At 60.2% G+C, this 15,292-nt stretch carries 14 protein-coding genes; 2 read left to right on the top strand and 12 right to left on the bottom strand.

The genetic code is table 11. The features are described from left to right. Positions 1-82: 82 nt before the first annotated feature. Positions 83-2,086 carry a LysM peptidoglycan-binding domain-containing protein gene (locus J5276_RS09465; protein ID WP_111789335.1) on the bottom strand — a complete coding sequence of 668 codons (2,004 nt, stop codon included), beginning with the start codon at positions 2,084-2,086 and terminating at the stop codon, positions 83-85. Positions 2,087-2,242: 156 nt separating this feature from the next. Between J5276_RS09465 and J5276_RS09460 the strand changes: the two genes are divergently transcribed. Then, on the top strand, positions 2,243-2,863 hold the full coding sequence (locus J5276_RS09460; protein WP_065688176.1) for a TIGR00730 family Rossman fold protein: 621 nt from the start codon (positions 2,243-2,245) through the stop codon (positions 2,861-2,863). A 194-nt stretch (positions 2,864-3,057) separates the two neighbouring features. After that, on the top strand, positions 3,058-4,818 hold the full coding sequence (locus J5276_RS09455; RefSeq protein ID WP_112154973.1) for a penicillin-binding protein 2: 1,761 nt from the start codon (positions 3,058-3,060) through the stop codon (positions 4,816-4,818). 57 nt (positions 4,819-4,875) lie between these two features. Here the strand turns inward: J5276_RS09455 and rarD are convergent, their stop codons facing one another. The 11 genes from rarD to radA form a co-directional block, all read right to left on the bottom strand. Beyond that, the gene (rarD, locus tag J5276_RS09450) at positions 4,876-5,784 is read right to left on the bottom strand and encodes an EamA family transporter RarD (protein ID WP_003512314.1); all 909 of its coding nucleotides are present in this window, start codon (positions 5,782-5,784) and stop codon (positions 4,876-4,878) included. 215 nt (positions 5,785-5,999) lie between these two features. Beyond that, positions 6,000-6,956 carry a prolyl aminopeptidase gene (pip, locus tag J5276_RS09445; protein WP_065661173.1) on the bottom strand — a complete coding sequence of 319 codons (957 nt, stop codon included), beginning with the start codon at positions 6,954-6,956 and terminating at the stop codon, positions 6,000-6,002. 3 nt (positions 6,957-6,959) lie between these two features. Continuing rightward, the gene (locus tag J5276_RS09440; protein WP_112154971.1) at positions 6,960-7,439 is read right to left on the bottom strand and encodes a GFA family protein; all 480 of its coding nucleotides are present in this window, start codon (positions 7,437-7,439) and stop codon (positions 6,960-6,962) included. Continuing rightward, positions 7,436-7,900, bottom strand: a complete 465-nt coding sequence (locus J5276_RS09435; protein ID WP_112154970.1) for a GFA family protein — start codon at positions 7,898-7,900, stop codon at positions 7,436-7,438. The genes J5276_RS09440 and J5276_RS09435 overlap by 4 nt, the downstream gene beginning before the upstream one ends. Beyond that, a complete protein-coding gene (locus tag J5276_RS09430) occupies positions 7,897-8,373 on the bottom strand; it encodes a GFA family protein (protein ID WP_112154969.1) in 477 nt (158 codons plus the stop codon). Before J5276_RS09430 ends, J5276_RS09435 begins: the two co-directional genes overlap by 4 nt. Further along, complete coding sequence (locus J5276_RS09425) at positions 8,370-8,678, bottom strand: endonuclease domain-containing protein (protein WP_236761486.1); 309 nt, start codon at positions 8,676-8,678, stop codon at positions 8,370-8,372. Before J5276_RS09425 ends, J5276_RS09430 begins: the two co-directional genes overlap by 4 nt. 311 nt (positions 8,679-8,989) lie before the next feature. Beyond that, on the bottom strand, positions 8,990-10,375 hold the full coding sequence (cysS, locus tag J5276_RS09420) for a cysteine--tRNA ligase (protein WP_013635827.1): 1,386 nt from the start codon (positions 10,373-10,375) through the stop codon (positions 8,990-8,992). A 225-nt stretch (positions 10,376-10,600) separates the two neighbouring features. Continuing rightward, positions 10,601-11,341, bottom strand: a complete 741-nt coding sequence (locus J5276_RS09415; protein ID WP_019565381.1) for an SDR family NAD(P)-dependent oxidoreductase — start codon at positions 11,339-11,341, stop codon at positions 10,601-10,603. A 152-nt stretch (positions 11,342-11,493) separates the two neighbouring features. Next, a complete protein-coding gene (purF, locus tag J5276_RS09410) occupies positions 11,494-12,987 on the bottom strand; it encodes an amidophosphoribosyltransferase (RefSeq protein WP_003512343.1) in 1,494 nt (497 codons plus the stop codon). A 138-nt stretch (positions 12,988-13,125) separates the two neighbouring features. After that, positions 13,126-13,713, bottom strand: coding sequence for a CvpA family protein (locus tag J5276_RS09405; RefSeq protein ID WP_003512345.1), 588 nt, complete (start codon positions 13,711-13,713; stop codon positions 13,126-13,128). A gap of 95 nt (positions 13,714-13,808) precedes the next feature. Further along, positions 13,809-15,209 (bottom strand): DNA repair protein RadA, encoded by a 1,401-nt coding sequence (gene radA / locus J5276_RS09400; protein WP_003512347.1) that lies wholly within the window; start codon positions 15,207-15,209, stop codon positions 13,809-13,811. Between the last annotated feature and the right edge of the window lie 83 nt (positions 15,210-15,292).

Here is a 15,292-nt window from a genome sequence, read left to right as displayed (position 1 = left end):
GACAGCAGGGCGGCGGCTCTGGAAAGCCGCCGTGCTTGTCACAGGTAGGGTTGTTGCGGGGTCACCGCAATGTCTTGAACGATCAGGAACCGCTCTTCAGACGCTTGCGATGAAGTTCTTCCGCATTCGGCAGTGCCTTCTCCGGCACACCGAAAATCTGGCCGGGCTCGATCAGGTCAGGATTTTTGATCTGATCCTCGTTGGCGAGGTAGATCGTGGTGTAACGCACGCCCTGTCCGTAAACGCGGCGGGAAATCTGCCACAGCGTATCGCCGCGGCGGATGATGACGCTGTTCTGGCTTTCGGCAAGCGGCGGCTGCTCGAAGGTCTGCGGACCGGCGGGCGCCTGCGGTGCAGGTGCGGGCGGCGCGATGATGTGGAGGTCGGCAAGGCGGCTTGCCAGCGTGGCGATGCCCTTGCCGATCCCGGCAACGTCGTTCGGCCATGCCTCTACCGATGTCAGCAGCTGACGTGCCTTGGCGGCGATATCGCCGGCAAAGGCGGTAAAGGACGGCTCGGTGCCTGCGGCAGTGCGGAACTCGGAGAGCGACTTGAGGCCGATCACCACGGCGGAGCGGCCGGCAATGGCCTGGTCGAGCGCCGGTGTGGCCTGATCCTTGTAGAGATTGGACAGAATGCCGAAGGCCTTGGCGACATCCGTGCGCAGCTTTTCGAAGGCAGCGCGGTCGCTTGCCGTGCTCTGGTTTTCAGAGGGCGCGGTCGTCGTGGCGGCGGATGGCGTTGCGGACGGTGCCTGCATGGCGACGGTTGCCTGGTCGGTCTGCGGGCGCTCGAATGGAACGCGCACGCGGACCTTCACCGTGCCGTCGGCATTCAGCTCTTCGACAGTGATGATATGGCTGCCGACGGAAAGATCGACATTGCCCTCGATGACGAAATGGCCGGAGGCCTCCGTGGTGCTTTTGCCGATTTCCTTGTCATCGACCAGCGCGCGCACGCTCGAAGCGGCAGGCGCGGAACCCGCAACGAAAATCTTCGAGCCTTCGAATTCGACGGCGGTTACCTGAACTGTCGAAGTCAACGGAGCGGCGGCAGCGGACGGGGCCGGGGTACCAGCGGCAGGCGCGGGCGTCGTGGTGGCGGCAGCTGTTGCCGACTGACCCGGTTGCGCGGCTTGCGGGGGCTGGAGTGCTGAAGGTGCCGCCTCCGGCATTGCTAGCACGCGGCTTGCTTCACCGGGCTTGGACACCATCGCCAAGAGTTCGCCCGCCTTGCCGTTGGGCACGGAAACGGTTGCGACTTCTTCGGATTGCGTTGCCTTGCCGCTGGCGTCGGTCGAGCGCAGCACCAGCTCATGGTCGCCCGGTGGCAGGGGATTGTCAAAAACGGCGGCGAAATCGCCCGATCCGTCGATGGTCGTCTGCGCGATCACCTTGCCGTTGCTGAGAATTTCAAGCTTGGAGCCGGGCTGTGCCTTGCCTGCGACAACAGCCGAACCATCGGGCTCGACGCGGAGCACGTCGAAGGTCGGTGCGCCAGATGTGGACTGCGCTGCATCGGCGGCAGGAGCGGCGGGTTGGGGCTGCTGTGCAGCGCCATCGTCGGTGCCGGTGAAGACACCCGCCAGACGGCGAACCTGTGCTGCCGCCGCCGCTGCACTATCCGGCAGACCGCGCAGGAAAGCGGTGGTGCGTTCGGCCGCGGTGCGCGCCGTGGTGATGAGGCGCGACGTCGTTTCATCGAGCGTCTCGGGAATTTCGATATTGGTCAGTTCCTTGAGCGATGCCTCGACCTTCTTGCGTGCTGCCGCAAAGTCGGCGTCGGACGGAACCTTGCTATCGGCGAAAAGCGTGGTCAGATCCTTGATCGACTGGGTTGCGGAAGCCGCGAGGCGCCCGACCTTGTCGGCGATATTGGCGGTCTCCTGAGCGGCGTCGGACAGGATGTCTCCCGCCTTGTCGCTGCCCATTTCAACGCTGTTCTTCACCGCGTTGCCCGCTTCGTTGATGGCATCGCCGATGGGTTTGCCGTCATTGGAAATTCTAGGCAGGACGAAAAAGATCATGAGCAGGGACGCGATGCCCAGCACGATCAGTGCCAGCAAACCGGCTTTATTGTTTTTCATCCTGGAATCTCCGGGTATTGTAAGCTTTTTACACGAGTTGAGATTGCTAGCGTCTTACCTTGCCCCAGACAAGCGGCGTGGCCGTAAAAGGCCATATTTGCAAGGGATTTCCCAAATTTTCTTGACGTGTCGCATCCGGCATAGTTCCTTCCCATCATGACGGACAAAAATACAGCGATTCGATCCATCTGCGTTTATTGCGGCTCCCAGCCCGGACGTGACCCGGCTCACATGGAAGCAGGCCGCGCGCTTGGGAAATCCATTGCCGAAAACGGCATTCGCCTGGTCTATGGCGGTGGCACCAAGGGCATCATGGGCGCGGTCGCCAGCGGCGTTCTTTCCAACGGCGGCGAAGTAACGGGTATCATACCGGAATTTCTGGTCGATATGGAGGCTACACGCCATTCTCTCGGACAATTGAACGAGCTTATCGTCACCAAGGACATGCATGAGCGCAAACATATGATGTTTGAGCGCTCGGATGCTTTCGTAACGCTGCCGGGGGGCGTCGGCACGCTGGAAGAGATCGTCGAAATCATGACCTGGGCGCAGCTCGGTCGTCACGCCAAGCCGATTGTCTTCGCCAATATCAACGGCTTCTGGAACCCGATGCTGGAACTTGTGCAGCATATGCGCGATCAGGGTTTCATCCATCGCGCCCATCTTCTGAACCCGCTGGTCATCGATGAGGTCAAGGACATCGTGCCCGCCATCATCGACCGGGCGCTTGCGCAGCAGAACCCGGACGGCGACCCTTCGGTAATTTCCCGTCTCTAGGCATCGAATAAATGTTAACGAGCCGCCTCGCGGTTCGTTACAATTTTAAGTGTATATTAATAGAGATTTGACTGCGGCATCGCACCGCCCGCTGTTTTCATGGCTCCGCGCCCGATCCTGTGCCAGCGTCTACAAGGCGTAGGCTGAGCGCGGAATTTGATTTTCGCCGCCATGATAGCGGGGCTCATTGGGGAATGATTGCTTTTTTGGTGCGGCTGAAAAGCCGGACGCATTTTATTATTCAGAGAAGTCCGTTTCAGGGCAGGGATGCTATCCTCGGTTCCGCTGCCCGCCGCCGGGTGGACGCGAAAAAGCGGCTCGGAATATTGATCGCCGTCTTTGTCGTTATCTATGGCGTCGTTGCGGCGCGACTGGTCCAATACGGCCTTGCCGAACCCATTGCGACCGCATGGATCAATACCGGCGCTACAGCAGTCGCCTCCCGTCCCGATATCCTCGACCGCAACGGCACGCTGCTCGCGACCGATCTCAACATGGTGTCGCTTTATGCGGATCCGCGCCGGGTCGTGGACGCGGATGAGGTTGTCGAGAAGCTCGCAACCGTCATCCCCAATCTCGACTGGCGCGAGACGCACCGCAGATTGCGCTCGGACACCGGCTTTCAATGGCTGCGGCGCCAGCTGACGCCGCGCCAGCAGGCCGATATTCTCAACCTCGGCATCCCCGGCATCGGTTTCCGGCCGGAGAAACGGCGCTTTTATCCGGGTGGCCCCGCAGCCTCCCATATCATCGGCCACGTCAATGTCGACAATCAGGGCCTTGCGGGTATGGAACGTTATCTCGACCAGCAGGGCCTGGCCGACTTGCGCGCGACCGGCCTTGCCAGCGGTGCACCGCTGGAGCCGGTGAGGTTGTCGATCGATCTGCGGGTGCAGAACATCGTGCGTGAGGTCGTACTGAAGGCGAAAACCGCCTATCAGGCGGAGGCTGCCGGTTCAGTGATACTGGATGTGGAGACGGGCGAGGTGCTGGCCATGGCGTCGGTGCCGGATTACGACCCGAACGAGCCTTCCCGCACCCTTGCCGATGGCAGCATCGACAGGGAGTATGAAAAGGGCTGGTTCAACCGCATGAGCAATGCGACCTTCGAGATGGGATCCACCTTCAAGAGCTTCACACTTGCCATGGGACTGGATGCAGGTGCCATAACGCTCAACTCGGTGGTTGACGCGTCGCGACCCATCCGCATGGGTGGCTTCACCATCAAGGATTTCAAGGGCCGGAACCGCCCGCTGTCGATCCCGGAAGTGTTTCAATATTCATCGAATATCGGCACGGCGGCTGTTGCCGACAAGGTCGGGGTCGAAGGCCACCAGCAGTTCCTAACGAAACTGGGACTTCTCTCCAGAATGGATACGGAAATGCCTGGCGTTGCCACGCCAACCCAGCCGAGAACATGGAAGAAGATCAATTCCGTCACAATTTCCTTCGGCCATGGCGTTGCCACTACGCCTTTGCAGACGGCGGTGGCAGCAGCTGCGCTTATCAATGGCGGCAGCCTTATTTCGCCGACCTTCCTGCCGCGTTCCCGAGAGGATGCGGCAGTGCTTTCCCGCACCGTCATCAACGAAAAGACGAGCGCCGATATGCGTTACCTTTTCAACTGGAACGGCATCAAAGGGTCGGGCAGGGGTGCGCAGGTGGAAGGATTTCACGTTGGCGGCAAGACAGGAACCGCCGACAAGGTCATCAATGGCCGTTATGCCAAGGATATCAATTTCAACGCCTTCGTTGCCGGTTTTCCGATGCACAAGCCGAAATATGTCGTGCTGACGATGATCGACGCCCCCAGGACCGGCGTGAACGGAGGACGCACGGCTGCCTCGACGGCCGCACCCATGACCCGTGAAATCATCACCCAGACGGCAGGACTTCTCGGCGTAAAGCCGCGCTTCGGTTATGACGCGACACCGCAATTGCTGGTCGATTATTGAAGTCCCGCATTCCCGTTACAGATACGGGAATGTGGAGAGCTGGCATGACGCGGAAGGTTATCGCTTCAGCCGCATCAGGCTCGATGCGGTATAGATCGCCAGCGCCACCCAGATCATTGCAAAGGCCGCCATCCGCACCATGTCGAACGGTTCCTTGAAGATGAAGATGGCGATGAGGAAGATCATCGTCGGAGCGATATATTGCATGATGCCGATGGTCGACAGCCGCAGAAGCTTTGCACCATTGCCGTAAAGAATAAGCGGAACGGCGGTGACGATGCCGCTGGCCGCAAGCAGCCAGGTGTCGGTCGCATTGCCGGCCATGAAATGCGCCTGTCCGCTAATGGCAAGCCAGGCTAGCACCAGCACGGCCGGAACGGAAAGAAGCATGACTTCAAGCAGGAAGCCCTGTGTGGCGCCGATTGGCAGCGTCTTGCGGAAGAAGGCGTAGAAACCCCAGGACACGGTGAGCGCAATGGAAACCCATGGCAGGCTGCCCGCATGCCAGGTGAGGATCGCAACGGCCAGCCCCACGAGGCCGATGGCGGCGATCTGCGCCGGATAAAGCTTTTCCTTGAGCAGTACCGCGCCGAGGAAGATGCTGAACAGCGGATTGATAAAATAGCCGAGCGCGGCATCGAGTGCGCGGCCCGCGCCGATCGCCCAGATATAGATGCCCCAGTTGATGCTGATGAGCGCGGCCGTGAGGCTTGCCATGGCGAGCATTTTAGGGGTTTTCAGCGCAGTGCGGATTTCCGCCGTGCGACCGAGAGCGATAAGGACGGCGGCGCCGATCGGCACCGACCAGATGACGCGGTGCACGATGACCTCTATCGGCGAAATATGCGCAACCGCCTTCATGTAGATGGGAAGGAATCCCCACAGCAGATATGCGGAGAGCGCGAAAGCAAAACCGCGTGCGCTATCGCCGCCCTCTTGGGCCGGAAGCGTTTTATCGAGTGCCATGGGAGTACCGCCAATTATTAGGGATGGCCCTTCATAACGGATCGGCGTAGCGCGGGCCAATTCATTTCCGTGAAGCGTTCATGAGAAAAACTGCATGAATAAAAGGCGATTTGCTCTTGAAACAGGCGACTTTGCGACCAAACGGATGATCCACGCACAAAAATCTGCGTGAATCATTGTCTCATCAGGCCGCTTCAAGCATATGAAAGGCCTGCCTATTTCCCCCCGAAACGATCGGTTGCGCGGATCAGCTGGTCAAGAATACCGGGTTCGCTCAGGGCATGCCCGGCTGCCTCGACAATATGGAAATCCGCCTTCGGCCAGGCCTTGGCAAGCTGCCAGGCATATTTCAGCGGGCAGGGCATATCGTAACGCCCGTGCACGATGACGCCCGGAATATCGCGAAGCTTGCCGGCATCGCGCAGCAATTGCCCTTCCTCCAGCCAGCCGCCATTGACGAAGAAGTGGTTCTCGATGCGTGCGAAGGCGATGGCGTATTTATCCTCGCCGAAATCCTCGACGCGCGCCGGATCGGTAACAAGGGCGATGGTTGCGCCTTCCCACTGGCTCCATGCTCGCGCGCATTCGAGTTTCTTGGCTTCGTCCGTACCGGTGAGATAGCGATTATAGGCCTGCATCATCTCGCCGCGCTCGGCTTCAGGAATTGGCGCTATGAAGTTTTCCCAGCGATCGGGATACATTTCAGAAACGCCGAACTGGTAATACCAGTCCAGTTCCGGCCTGGTGACCGTGTAGATGCCGCGCAGCACCAGTTCGCTCACGCGTTCGGGATGAGTCTCGGCATAGGCGAGTGCCAGCGTCGAGCCCCAGGAGCCGCCGAAAACCAGCCATTTTTCAAAGCCGCACAGCGCACGGAGCCTTTCAATGTCGGCAACCAGATGCCAGGTGGTGTTGGCTTCCAGTTCCGCATGCGGCGTGGAGCGACCGCAGCCGCGCTGATCGAACAGGATGACGTCGTAAAGTGCCGGGTCGAAAACGCGGCGATGCGTGGGGTTTACCCCGCCGCCCGGACCGCCATGCAGGAAAACCGCCGGTTTCGCACCGCGTGTACCAACCCGCTCCCAATAGATCGTGTGCCCATCGCCGACATCGAGCATGCCGCTCTCGAAGGGTTCGATCTCGGGATAGAAGCTGCGCAATTCTTCGGTCATGTCTTACTTTCCTTCAGGTGGCCATTCGGCCGTGTCACGATCCGGGTGTTGCCGGTTGTTGACCGGTAGCCGGTTTTCGTCCGACGCAGCTTCCGGCTCGACCGGCAAGCCGTCAAGGTCACCGAACCAATGCATTTTGCTGTCGAGATTTGATTGCGCCTCGGGCTTTATCAGCTCCGGCTCGTCCAGCGAACCAAGCGTGATGTTGATGAAATCGGCGTCCGGCATGTCATAGAAAAGCGGCGTGCCGCACCGTGCGCAAAAACCGCGCCGCACGTGATCGGACGACTGGAACCACGAAGCCTCGCCACGGGTCATTTCAAACTTCGCGCGGGTACTTGCTGCAAGCGGCATGAAATAGTTGCCCGATGCCTTCTGGCACATGCGGCAATGACACAGATGCGGATAGCGTAACCCGCCATCGATCCGGTAACGCATGGCGCCACACTGGCATCCGCCGCTGAAGCTTTCTGAACCGTTCATGCGCGGTCGTCTTCCGGCGGCCAGACCTTGGCGTCGTGGTCCGGGTGTTGGAAGGAGGTGATATCAGCCTCATCGACGCTCTGCTCGATTGCAGGTTTTGAAAACAGCTGCTCGATCCAGGGCATGCGCTTGTGGATATTGACCTGCACCTGCGGTTCGATCCGCTCCGGATTATCGAAAGCGCCGATCGCGATCTCTACGCCGCCAGGATAATGATAGGTCAGCGGCGTGCCGCATTTGTTGCAGAAGCCGCGATGGATTTTCGCAGATGAACGGAAGAGGGAAGGCTGGCCGCGCGTCCATGTCAGATGCGCCTGATCGGCGGTGACGAGTGCACCGAAGAAATTGCCGAAATGCTTCTGGCACATGCGGCAATGGCAAATGGAGGGGCGACTGATCTTGCCCGCATGAAACCGCACGGCGCCGCACTGGCAGCCGCCGGAAAAGCCTGTTTCGCTCATCGTTTATTCTCCGGGGTCCAGCTCTCGGTGTCATGGTCGGGGTGCTGGTAGGAAACGAGGTTGGTCAGATAGTCGACCGAGGTCAGATCGTCTTCCGTTGGGACGGCAGGTAGCGTGTGGATGCTGTCGACGAAATCGATCTTGCGTTCCACGCCCCACTGAATGGTGGGCGGCAAGGCGGCGGGATCGTCGAAAGCACCGGCCGCAACCGCCATGCCATCCGGCGCCTCATAGGTCAGCGGCGTACCGCATTCGGGGCAGAAGCCGCGCTTGACGACGCTGGAGGACTGGAAGCGCTTGGGTTCGCCACGCGTCCATTCGAATTCGACCTCACGCACCGAAACCAGCGGCGCATAATAGGCCCCAAAAGCCTTCTGGCACATGCGGCAATGACAGATGGAACTGTCCTTGAGATCGCCGGTCGCGCGGAAGCGGATCGCGCCGCACTGGCATCCGCCGGTGTAGGTGGTCATGGTTGGCTCTCCTTCACCGTTCGGATCATGTGGAGACAGACATTGTCGATGTCTTTCACAACATCTTCGTTCCAGAAACGCAGAACCCGCCAGCCACACTGCTCCAGCGTCTCCGTTCGTTGCCGATCGTAGTCTGCCGCAGCATCTTCCGCATGCTGAAACCCGTCTAACTCGACAATGATCTTATGCGACGGGCAGGCGAAATCAACGATGTATCCTGCGACAGGCAGCTGGCGTCTGAAAGACAGGCCTGCAAGACGATGGGCACGGACGGCGTTCCAGAACTTGAGTTCGGCGCCTGTCATGGCCTTGCGCATCTGCCGAGCATGTTCCCGATGTCGGGGTCTGACCTTGGCATTGGGATGCTCGCGACTTGAACGGTTGCCGCGAGATTGTAGCATGGTGTGGACGAAATCAAGGGCCTGTCTTGGGGCATCACCCCCCTCTGCCCTGCCGGGCATCTCCCCCTCAAGGGGTGAGATCGACAAGCGGCTAGCACCCTGCCTATGGAATGCGCGGGGACTTATCGCACTAGCGCGCGGCATCTGATCTCCCCCTTGAGGGGGGAGATGCCCGGCAGGGCAGAGGGGGGTAAGTCCCAAGCCGCAGCAGCAAATTACCGCTTCAACTCCCAGGTCGTTGTCCGTTCCCCGGTTTCCTTATCCTTGCCATCCTTCAACTGAATGCCCTTTTCAGAAAGCTCGTCGCGCAAACGATCCGCCTCTGCAAAGTTTTTCGCCTTCAGCATTTCCAGACGCAGTTGCACTAGGGCATCGACTGCCGAAACGATAGCCTCGTCCACTTCCGCTTTCTTCGGCAATACGCCGAGCAGGGCGGCGCTGGCCGCAAAGGCGGGCAGGCGGGCAGGATCGGTGTTGGCGGCATGTGCCAGCGCGTGAAGCGCCTGCACGGCGGCAACCGTGTTCAGGTCGTCGGCAAGCGCATCAAGCACGGTTTCATCCGGTGCCGCGTCGGAGGCTTCGGCCGCCGGCCACTTGGCGAGAAGACGTTCGGCCTCTTCGAGACGCTTTACCGAAAAATCGATTGGCTCGCGGTAATGCGTCATCAGCATGGCAAGGCGAAGAACCTCGCCCGGCCATTGGCGGCCGCCGAATTTTTCGGTGTGCAGCAATTCATAGATGGTCACGAAGTTGCCCTCGGACTTCGACATCTTGCGGCCTTCCACCTGCACGAAGCCATTATGCATCCACACATTAGCCATCACCTGCGTGCCGTGGGCGCAGCGGGATTGCGCGATTTCGTTCTCGTGATGCGGGAAAATGAGATCGAGCCCGCCGCCGTGAATGTCGAACACTTCGCCGAGGTAGCGACCGGCCATGGCCGAGCATTCGATGTGCCAGCCCGGACGGCCGCGGCCCCAGGGGCTTTCCCAGCCGGGCTCATTATCAGAGGAAAGTTTCCACAGCACGAAATCGCCGGGGGTCTTCTTGTGGGCTTCCACCGCCACGCGCGCGCCGGCCTGCTGTTCGTCCAGCGGGCGTTTGGACAGCTGGCCGTAATCGGCCATCGAGCGGGTGTCGAACAGCACTTCGCCGCCCGCCGCATAGGCATGGCCGCGCGCGATCAGCTTCTCGATGATGTCGATCATCTCGGCGATGTAGTCGGTGGCGCGCGGTTCAACGGTCGGCTGCAGGCAGCCGAGTGCTGCCACATCCTCATGGAACTGGTCGGCGGTCTTTTTCGTCACCGCGTGGATGGCGTCATTCAGCGGCAGATGCGGATAGTCGCGCAGCGCCCTTGCGTTGATCTTGTCGTCGAGATCGGTGATGTTGCGGGCATAGGTCACATGGCTTTCGCCATAGACGTGGCGCAGCAGCCGGTAAAGAACATCGAAAACGATGACCGGGCGCGCATTGCCGATATGGGCGAAATCGTAAACCGTTGGTCCGCAGACATACATGCGCACATTGTCGGCGTCGATCGGCGCAAATTCCGTCTTTTCGCGTGTCAGGGTGTTGTGGAGTTTCAGGCGCAAGGACATGCGGGCGTTCCCTAAAGGCAGTCAATTGTCCTGGCCGGACCGTTTGTCTGTTGGACCTTGCGGGGAGACGAAAACGATCTGGCCGGTGGTGAACCAGCAAAAATTATTCAGCAGCAGGTGCAGATCGTTGTTTTCATGCCTTGCCTTATGGCGTGCCGGTGTTTCGCGGTCAAGCGTTTCTCGCAGGCGCCAGAAGTACCTTAAGAGACCGCCTTGACCAAAAGCCTATTCCGGCTGGCGGTAATCCAGGAATTTGCCTTCACGCACCACGAAGAGCTTGCCGGTTTCGGTAAGCTCAGGCGAGGCGAGTTGAACAATGGCGGCGGCAACTTCAGAAGGGTGTGGCACGTCTGCGGGGTCTTCGCCGGGCATTGCCTGGGCGCGCATGGCGGTGCGTGTCGCGCCGGGATTGATGCTGTTGATGCGCAGCGCGGTTTTATCGGTTTCCGCAGCCCAGGTCCGGGCAAGTGCCTCAACGGCCGCCTTGGAGGTGGAATAGACGCCCCAGAAGGGACGACAGCTATGGGCAGCACCCGAAGACAGGATCAACGCGCGCCCGGCATCCGATCGCAGGAGCAACGGTTCGACCGAGCGGATCAGCCGCCATGTAGCAGTGACATTGATGGTCATGACCCTTTCGAAGACTTTCGCCTCGATATGGCCGACCGGCGAGATGACGCCGAGAACACCGGCATTCGCGACCAGAATATCGAGCTTGCCCCAGCGCTCAAAGATATTGGCGCCCAACGCATCGATGGCGTTCATATCGGCGAGATCGAAGGGAACCAGCGTCGCGGTGCCGCCGACGGCCTTGATGGCGTCGTCCAGATCCTCGAGGCCGCCGACCGTGCGGGCGCAGGCAATGACATGCGCACCGGCCTTGGCAAGTTCCAGCGCCGTGAAATAGCCGATACCGCGCGACGCGCCGGTGACGAGCGCGATCCTGCCCTTGAGATTGATGGTCATTTTTGCCCCCTCCGAAATTCATTCCGCTTGTTTTATGAAGCCCCTGACGCCAACCGCAAGCGATCAAAACACCGCAGCGGGCACTGTTTCAATCGCCCGCCACAAAAAAAGCGGCCACCGGAAGCCGGTGGCCGCTTGTTATTTCGAGATTATCAGCCGTTGCTGGCCAGCACGGAAATCTTGCTGCCCATCGCCTCGCCGTTCTGGTCGAGAAGGCGCGTAGGGTAGTCGCCGGTAAAATAATGGTCCGTGAATTGCGGACGCGCATTGTTGCGGTTCTCGCCACCGACCGCGCGGTAAAGACCGTCGATCGACAGGAAGGCAAGCGAATCGGCGCCAATGAATTTCGCCATGGCGTCCACATCGGCATATTGGTTGGCGAGCAGCTTGTCGGCATCAGGCGTGTCGATGCCGTAGAAATCCGGATGGAAGATCATCGGGCTGGCAACGCGGATATGCACTTCTTTCGCGCCAGCTTCGCGGATCATCTGCACGATCTTCAATGAAGTCGTGCCGCGCACGATCGAATCATCCACCAGCACCACGCGCTTGCCTTCAATCATCGCCCGGTTGGCGGAGTGCTTGAGCTTGACGCCAAAAGCGCGAATCTGCTGCGTCGGCTCGATGAAGGTACGGCCGACATAGTGGTTGCGGATGATTCCATATTCGAACGGAATACCGCTTTCCTGCGCAAAACCGAGCGCTGCCGGCGTGCCGCCATCGGGAACCGGAACGACAACGTCAGCTTCCAGCGGCGCTTCCTTGGCAAGGTTCATGCCCATGTTCTTGCGCGTCGTATAGACGTTGCGGCCGCCGACGACGGAATCGGGGCGGGCGAAATAAACATATTCGAACAGGCAGAGACGTTCCGGCTGCGGCTTCGAAGGCTTGCGTGCATCGATGGTGATCGAACCATCAGGCTGAATTTCGCAGATGATGACTTCGCCGTTTTCGACGTCACGCACGAATTTCGCGCCGATGATATCGAGAGCGCAGGTCTCCGAGCAGAAGATCGGCTTGCCGTCCAGCTCACCCATGACGAGCGGGCGGATGCCGATCGGGTCGCGGGCTGCGATCAGCTTGGTGCGGGTCATCGCCAGCATCGAATAGCCGCCTTCCATCTGGCGGATGGCGTCGATGAAACGGTCGGCAGTGGAGCTGTGACGCGAACGGGCGATGAGGTGCAGCACGACTTCGGTATCCGATGTCGACTGACAGATGGCGCCGGTGGCGATGATCTGTCGGCGAAGCGTCAGGCCATTGGTGAAATTGCCGTTATGGGCAATCGAAATGCCGCCTTCTTCCAGCTCGGCAAACAGTGGCTGCACGTTGCGCATCGCCACTTCGCCTGTCGTGGAGTAGCGGGTATGGCCAATAGCGATGGAGCCGGGCAGGCGGGCAAGGGTTGCCGGATCGGTATAATGATCGCCGACGAGGCCCATATGGCGTTCCTGATGGAAGCGCTTGCCATCGAAGGAGACGATGCCTGCTGCCTCCTGGCCGCGATGCTGAAGCGCATGCAGGCCGAGTGCAGTCAGGGCGGAGGCATCGGCGTGGCCGAGAATGCCGAACACGCCGCACTCTTCGTGCAGCGTGTCGCCGTCGATCTCTTCATTGAAAGTGGAATGCGAAAGCGGCTCAATCATCCGGCTTGCCCTTGCTCTCTACCGAGAAAAACGAAAGACCTCTCCGGTGAGCTTGTCTCCCGGTCGGCCAGTCTGTGTCGTGCTTGATATTTAGCACAAATAGCGCGCCTTGCATGCATTGCAAGGCGCGACACTGTGTCAATTATTCGTTGCCGGCGGATTTGTCGCCGGTACATCTTCCGCAGGCGTCTGCGCGGCTGCCGGTTCCTGCGGTTTTCCGAGGATACGGGCGCGGATCTGCGGCTCTATATCGTCAGGCAGAACCGCTTCCAGCTTGCCCACCAGCCCGTCGAGGAAAGGCTTGGACTTGGCCTGGGTTACCCATTGCGGCTGCGTCTTCACATCCACCAGCCAGTTCCAGAAGGCAACCGCGACGACCAGCAAGAGAATGCCGCGCGCTGCGCCGAACAGGAAACCCAGCGTGCGATCCAGCGCACCGATGCGGCTGTCGATGATGAAATCGGCAATGCGCGAGGTGATGAAGGAAATGACGACGAGGGAGATGAGGAAGACGACGCCTGCCGAACCGGCGATGGCGATCTTGTCGTCATCGGTATAGTTGCGTGCATAGGGCAGCAGGATCGGGAAAAGATAATAGGCGGCGGCGACCGAACCGGCCCAGCTCGCGATGGACAGAATCTCGCGGGAAAAACCGCGCACCATCGCGAGAATGGCGGAGAAAAGAACAACGGCGATGACGATGCCGTCGAAAATTGTAATGGGCATATACCAACTCCGGAGGTGCGACGCCCTGTCAGGCGCTGCCTTGCCAATTGTGCGATCCTCTTACACCACTGTTTCCCTTGGCGAAAGGATCAATCTTAGTCGTCCTCAACCTGTTTGAACCGGTTGCCGGAACCGGCGATGCGCGCCACGAGGTCCGGCAGGCTTTCTATTTCCGTCCAGCGCCCCTTGCCCGCTTTCGGCAATTCAGCCGAAGCAGACGGCAGAAGTGCGGCGGAGAAACCGAGTTTTTCAGCTTCTTTCAAACGCTGGCCCGTATGCGAGACGGGCCGTACCGCGCCCGACAGGCTGATCTCGCCGAAATAGACGCAATCGGCGGGCAGGGCAAGACCGGCAAGCGAGGAAACCAGCGCAGAAGCTATCGCCATATCCGCAGCCGGTTCGGAAATGCGGTATCCGCCGGCGACGTTCAGATAAACGTCGTGCTGACCGAGCTTCACGCCGCAATGGGCTTCCAGCACGGCAAGGATCATGGCGAGCCGCGAACTGTCCCAGCCGACCACGGCGCGGCGCGGCGTGCCGAGCGAGGTGGCCGCGACCAGCGCCTGCACCTCGACCAGAATGGGACGGGTGCCCTCCATGCCGGCAAAGACCGCGGCACCGGGAGATTTCTCGTTGCGCTCGCCAAGGAACAGTTCGGACGGGTTGGAGACCTCGCGCAATCCGCGGTCGGACATTTCAAACACGCCGATCTCGTCCGTCGGCCCGAAGCGGTTCTTGACGGTGCGCAGAATGCGGTAATGGTGGCCGCGGTCGCCTTCGAAATAAAGCACGGCGTCGACCATGTGCTCCACCACGCGCGGACCGGCGATCTGGCCTTCCTTGGTCACATGGCCCACCAGCACCATGGTCGCGCCCGTCTGCTTGGCGTAACGGATCATTGCCTGCACGCCGGTGCGCACCTGCGTTACCGTGCCGGGAGCGGAATCGGCTGTGTCACTCCATAGCGTCTGGATGGAATCGATGATGACGAGATCGGGGCGTTTGCCCTCGGAAATCGTCGCCAGAATATCCTCGACATTGGTTTCTGCCGCCAGCAGCACGTCGGTTTCCGCCGCACCCAGCCGCTGGGCGCGCAGACGCACCTGCGCTACCGCTTCTTCGCCAGAAACATAGATGACGCGATGTCCGCGCCGCGAAAGGGCAGCTGCCGCCTGCATCAGCAGGGTCGATTTGCCGATGCCGGGATCGCCGCCGATCAACACCGCCGAACCGCGCACGAAACCGCCACCGGTTGCCCGGTCCAGTTCGCTGATGCCGGTCGGAATGCGCGGCGCCTCCTCGATCTCGCCCGAAAGCGCCGTGAGCGCGACCGCCCGGCCTTTTTTCGGCGTCTTGCCGGGGCCGGAGCCGATACCGCCCATTGGGTCTTCTTCGACGATGGTATTCCATTCGCCGCAGCCTTCGCATTTTCCCGCCCAGCGGGTATGAACCGTGCCGCAGTTCTGGCACACGAATTGGGTCTTGGCTTTGGCCATCTATGTCAGTTTTCTTCTTGTTTGAAATCTTTGGCGGAATTGTCCTGGTGGCCGTGCAGCAAGCGCAGAACGGTTAGATCGGC

It is taken from the genome of Agrobacterium sp. S7/73 (assembly GCF_019355535.1).
GTDB classification, from domain to species: Bacteria; Pseudomonadota; Alphaproteobacteria; order Rhizobiales; family Rhizobiaceae; genus Agrobacterium; species Agrobacterium tumefaciens.
The sequence above is the reverse complement of the archived record's forward strand: the minus strand, read 5'-3'. Positions and strand labels throughout refer to the sequence as shown.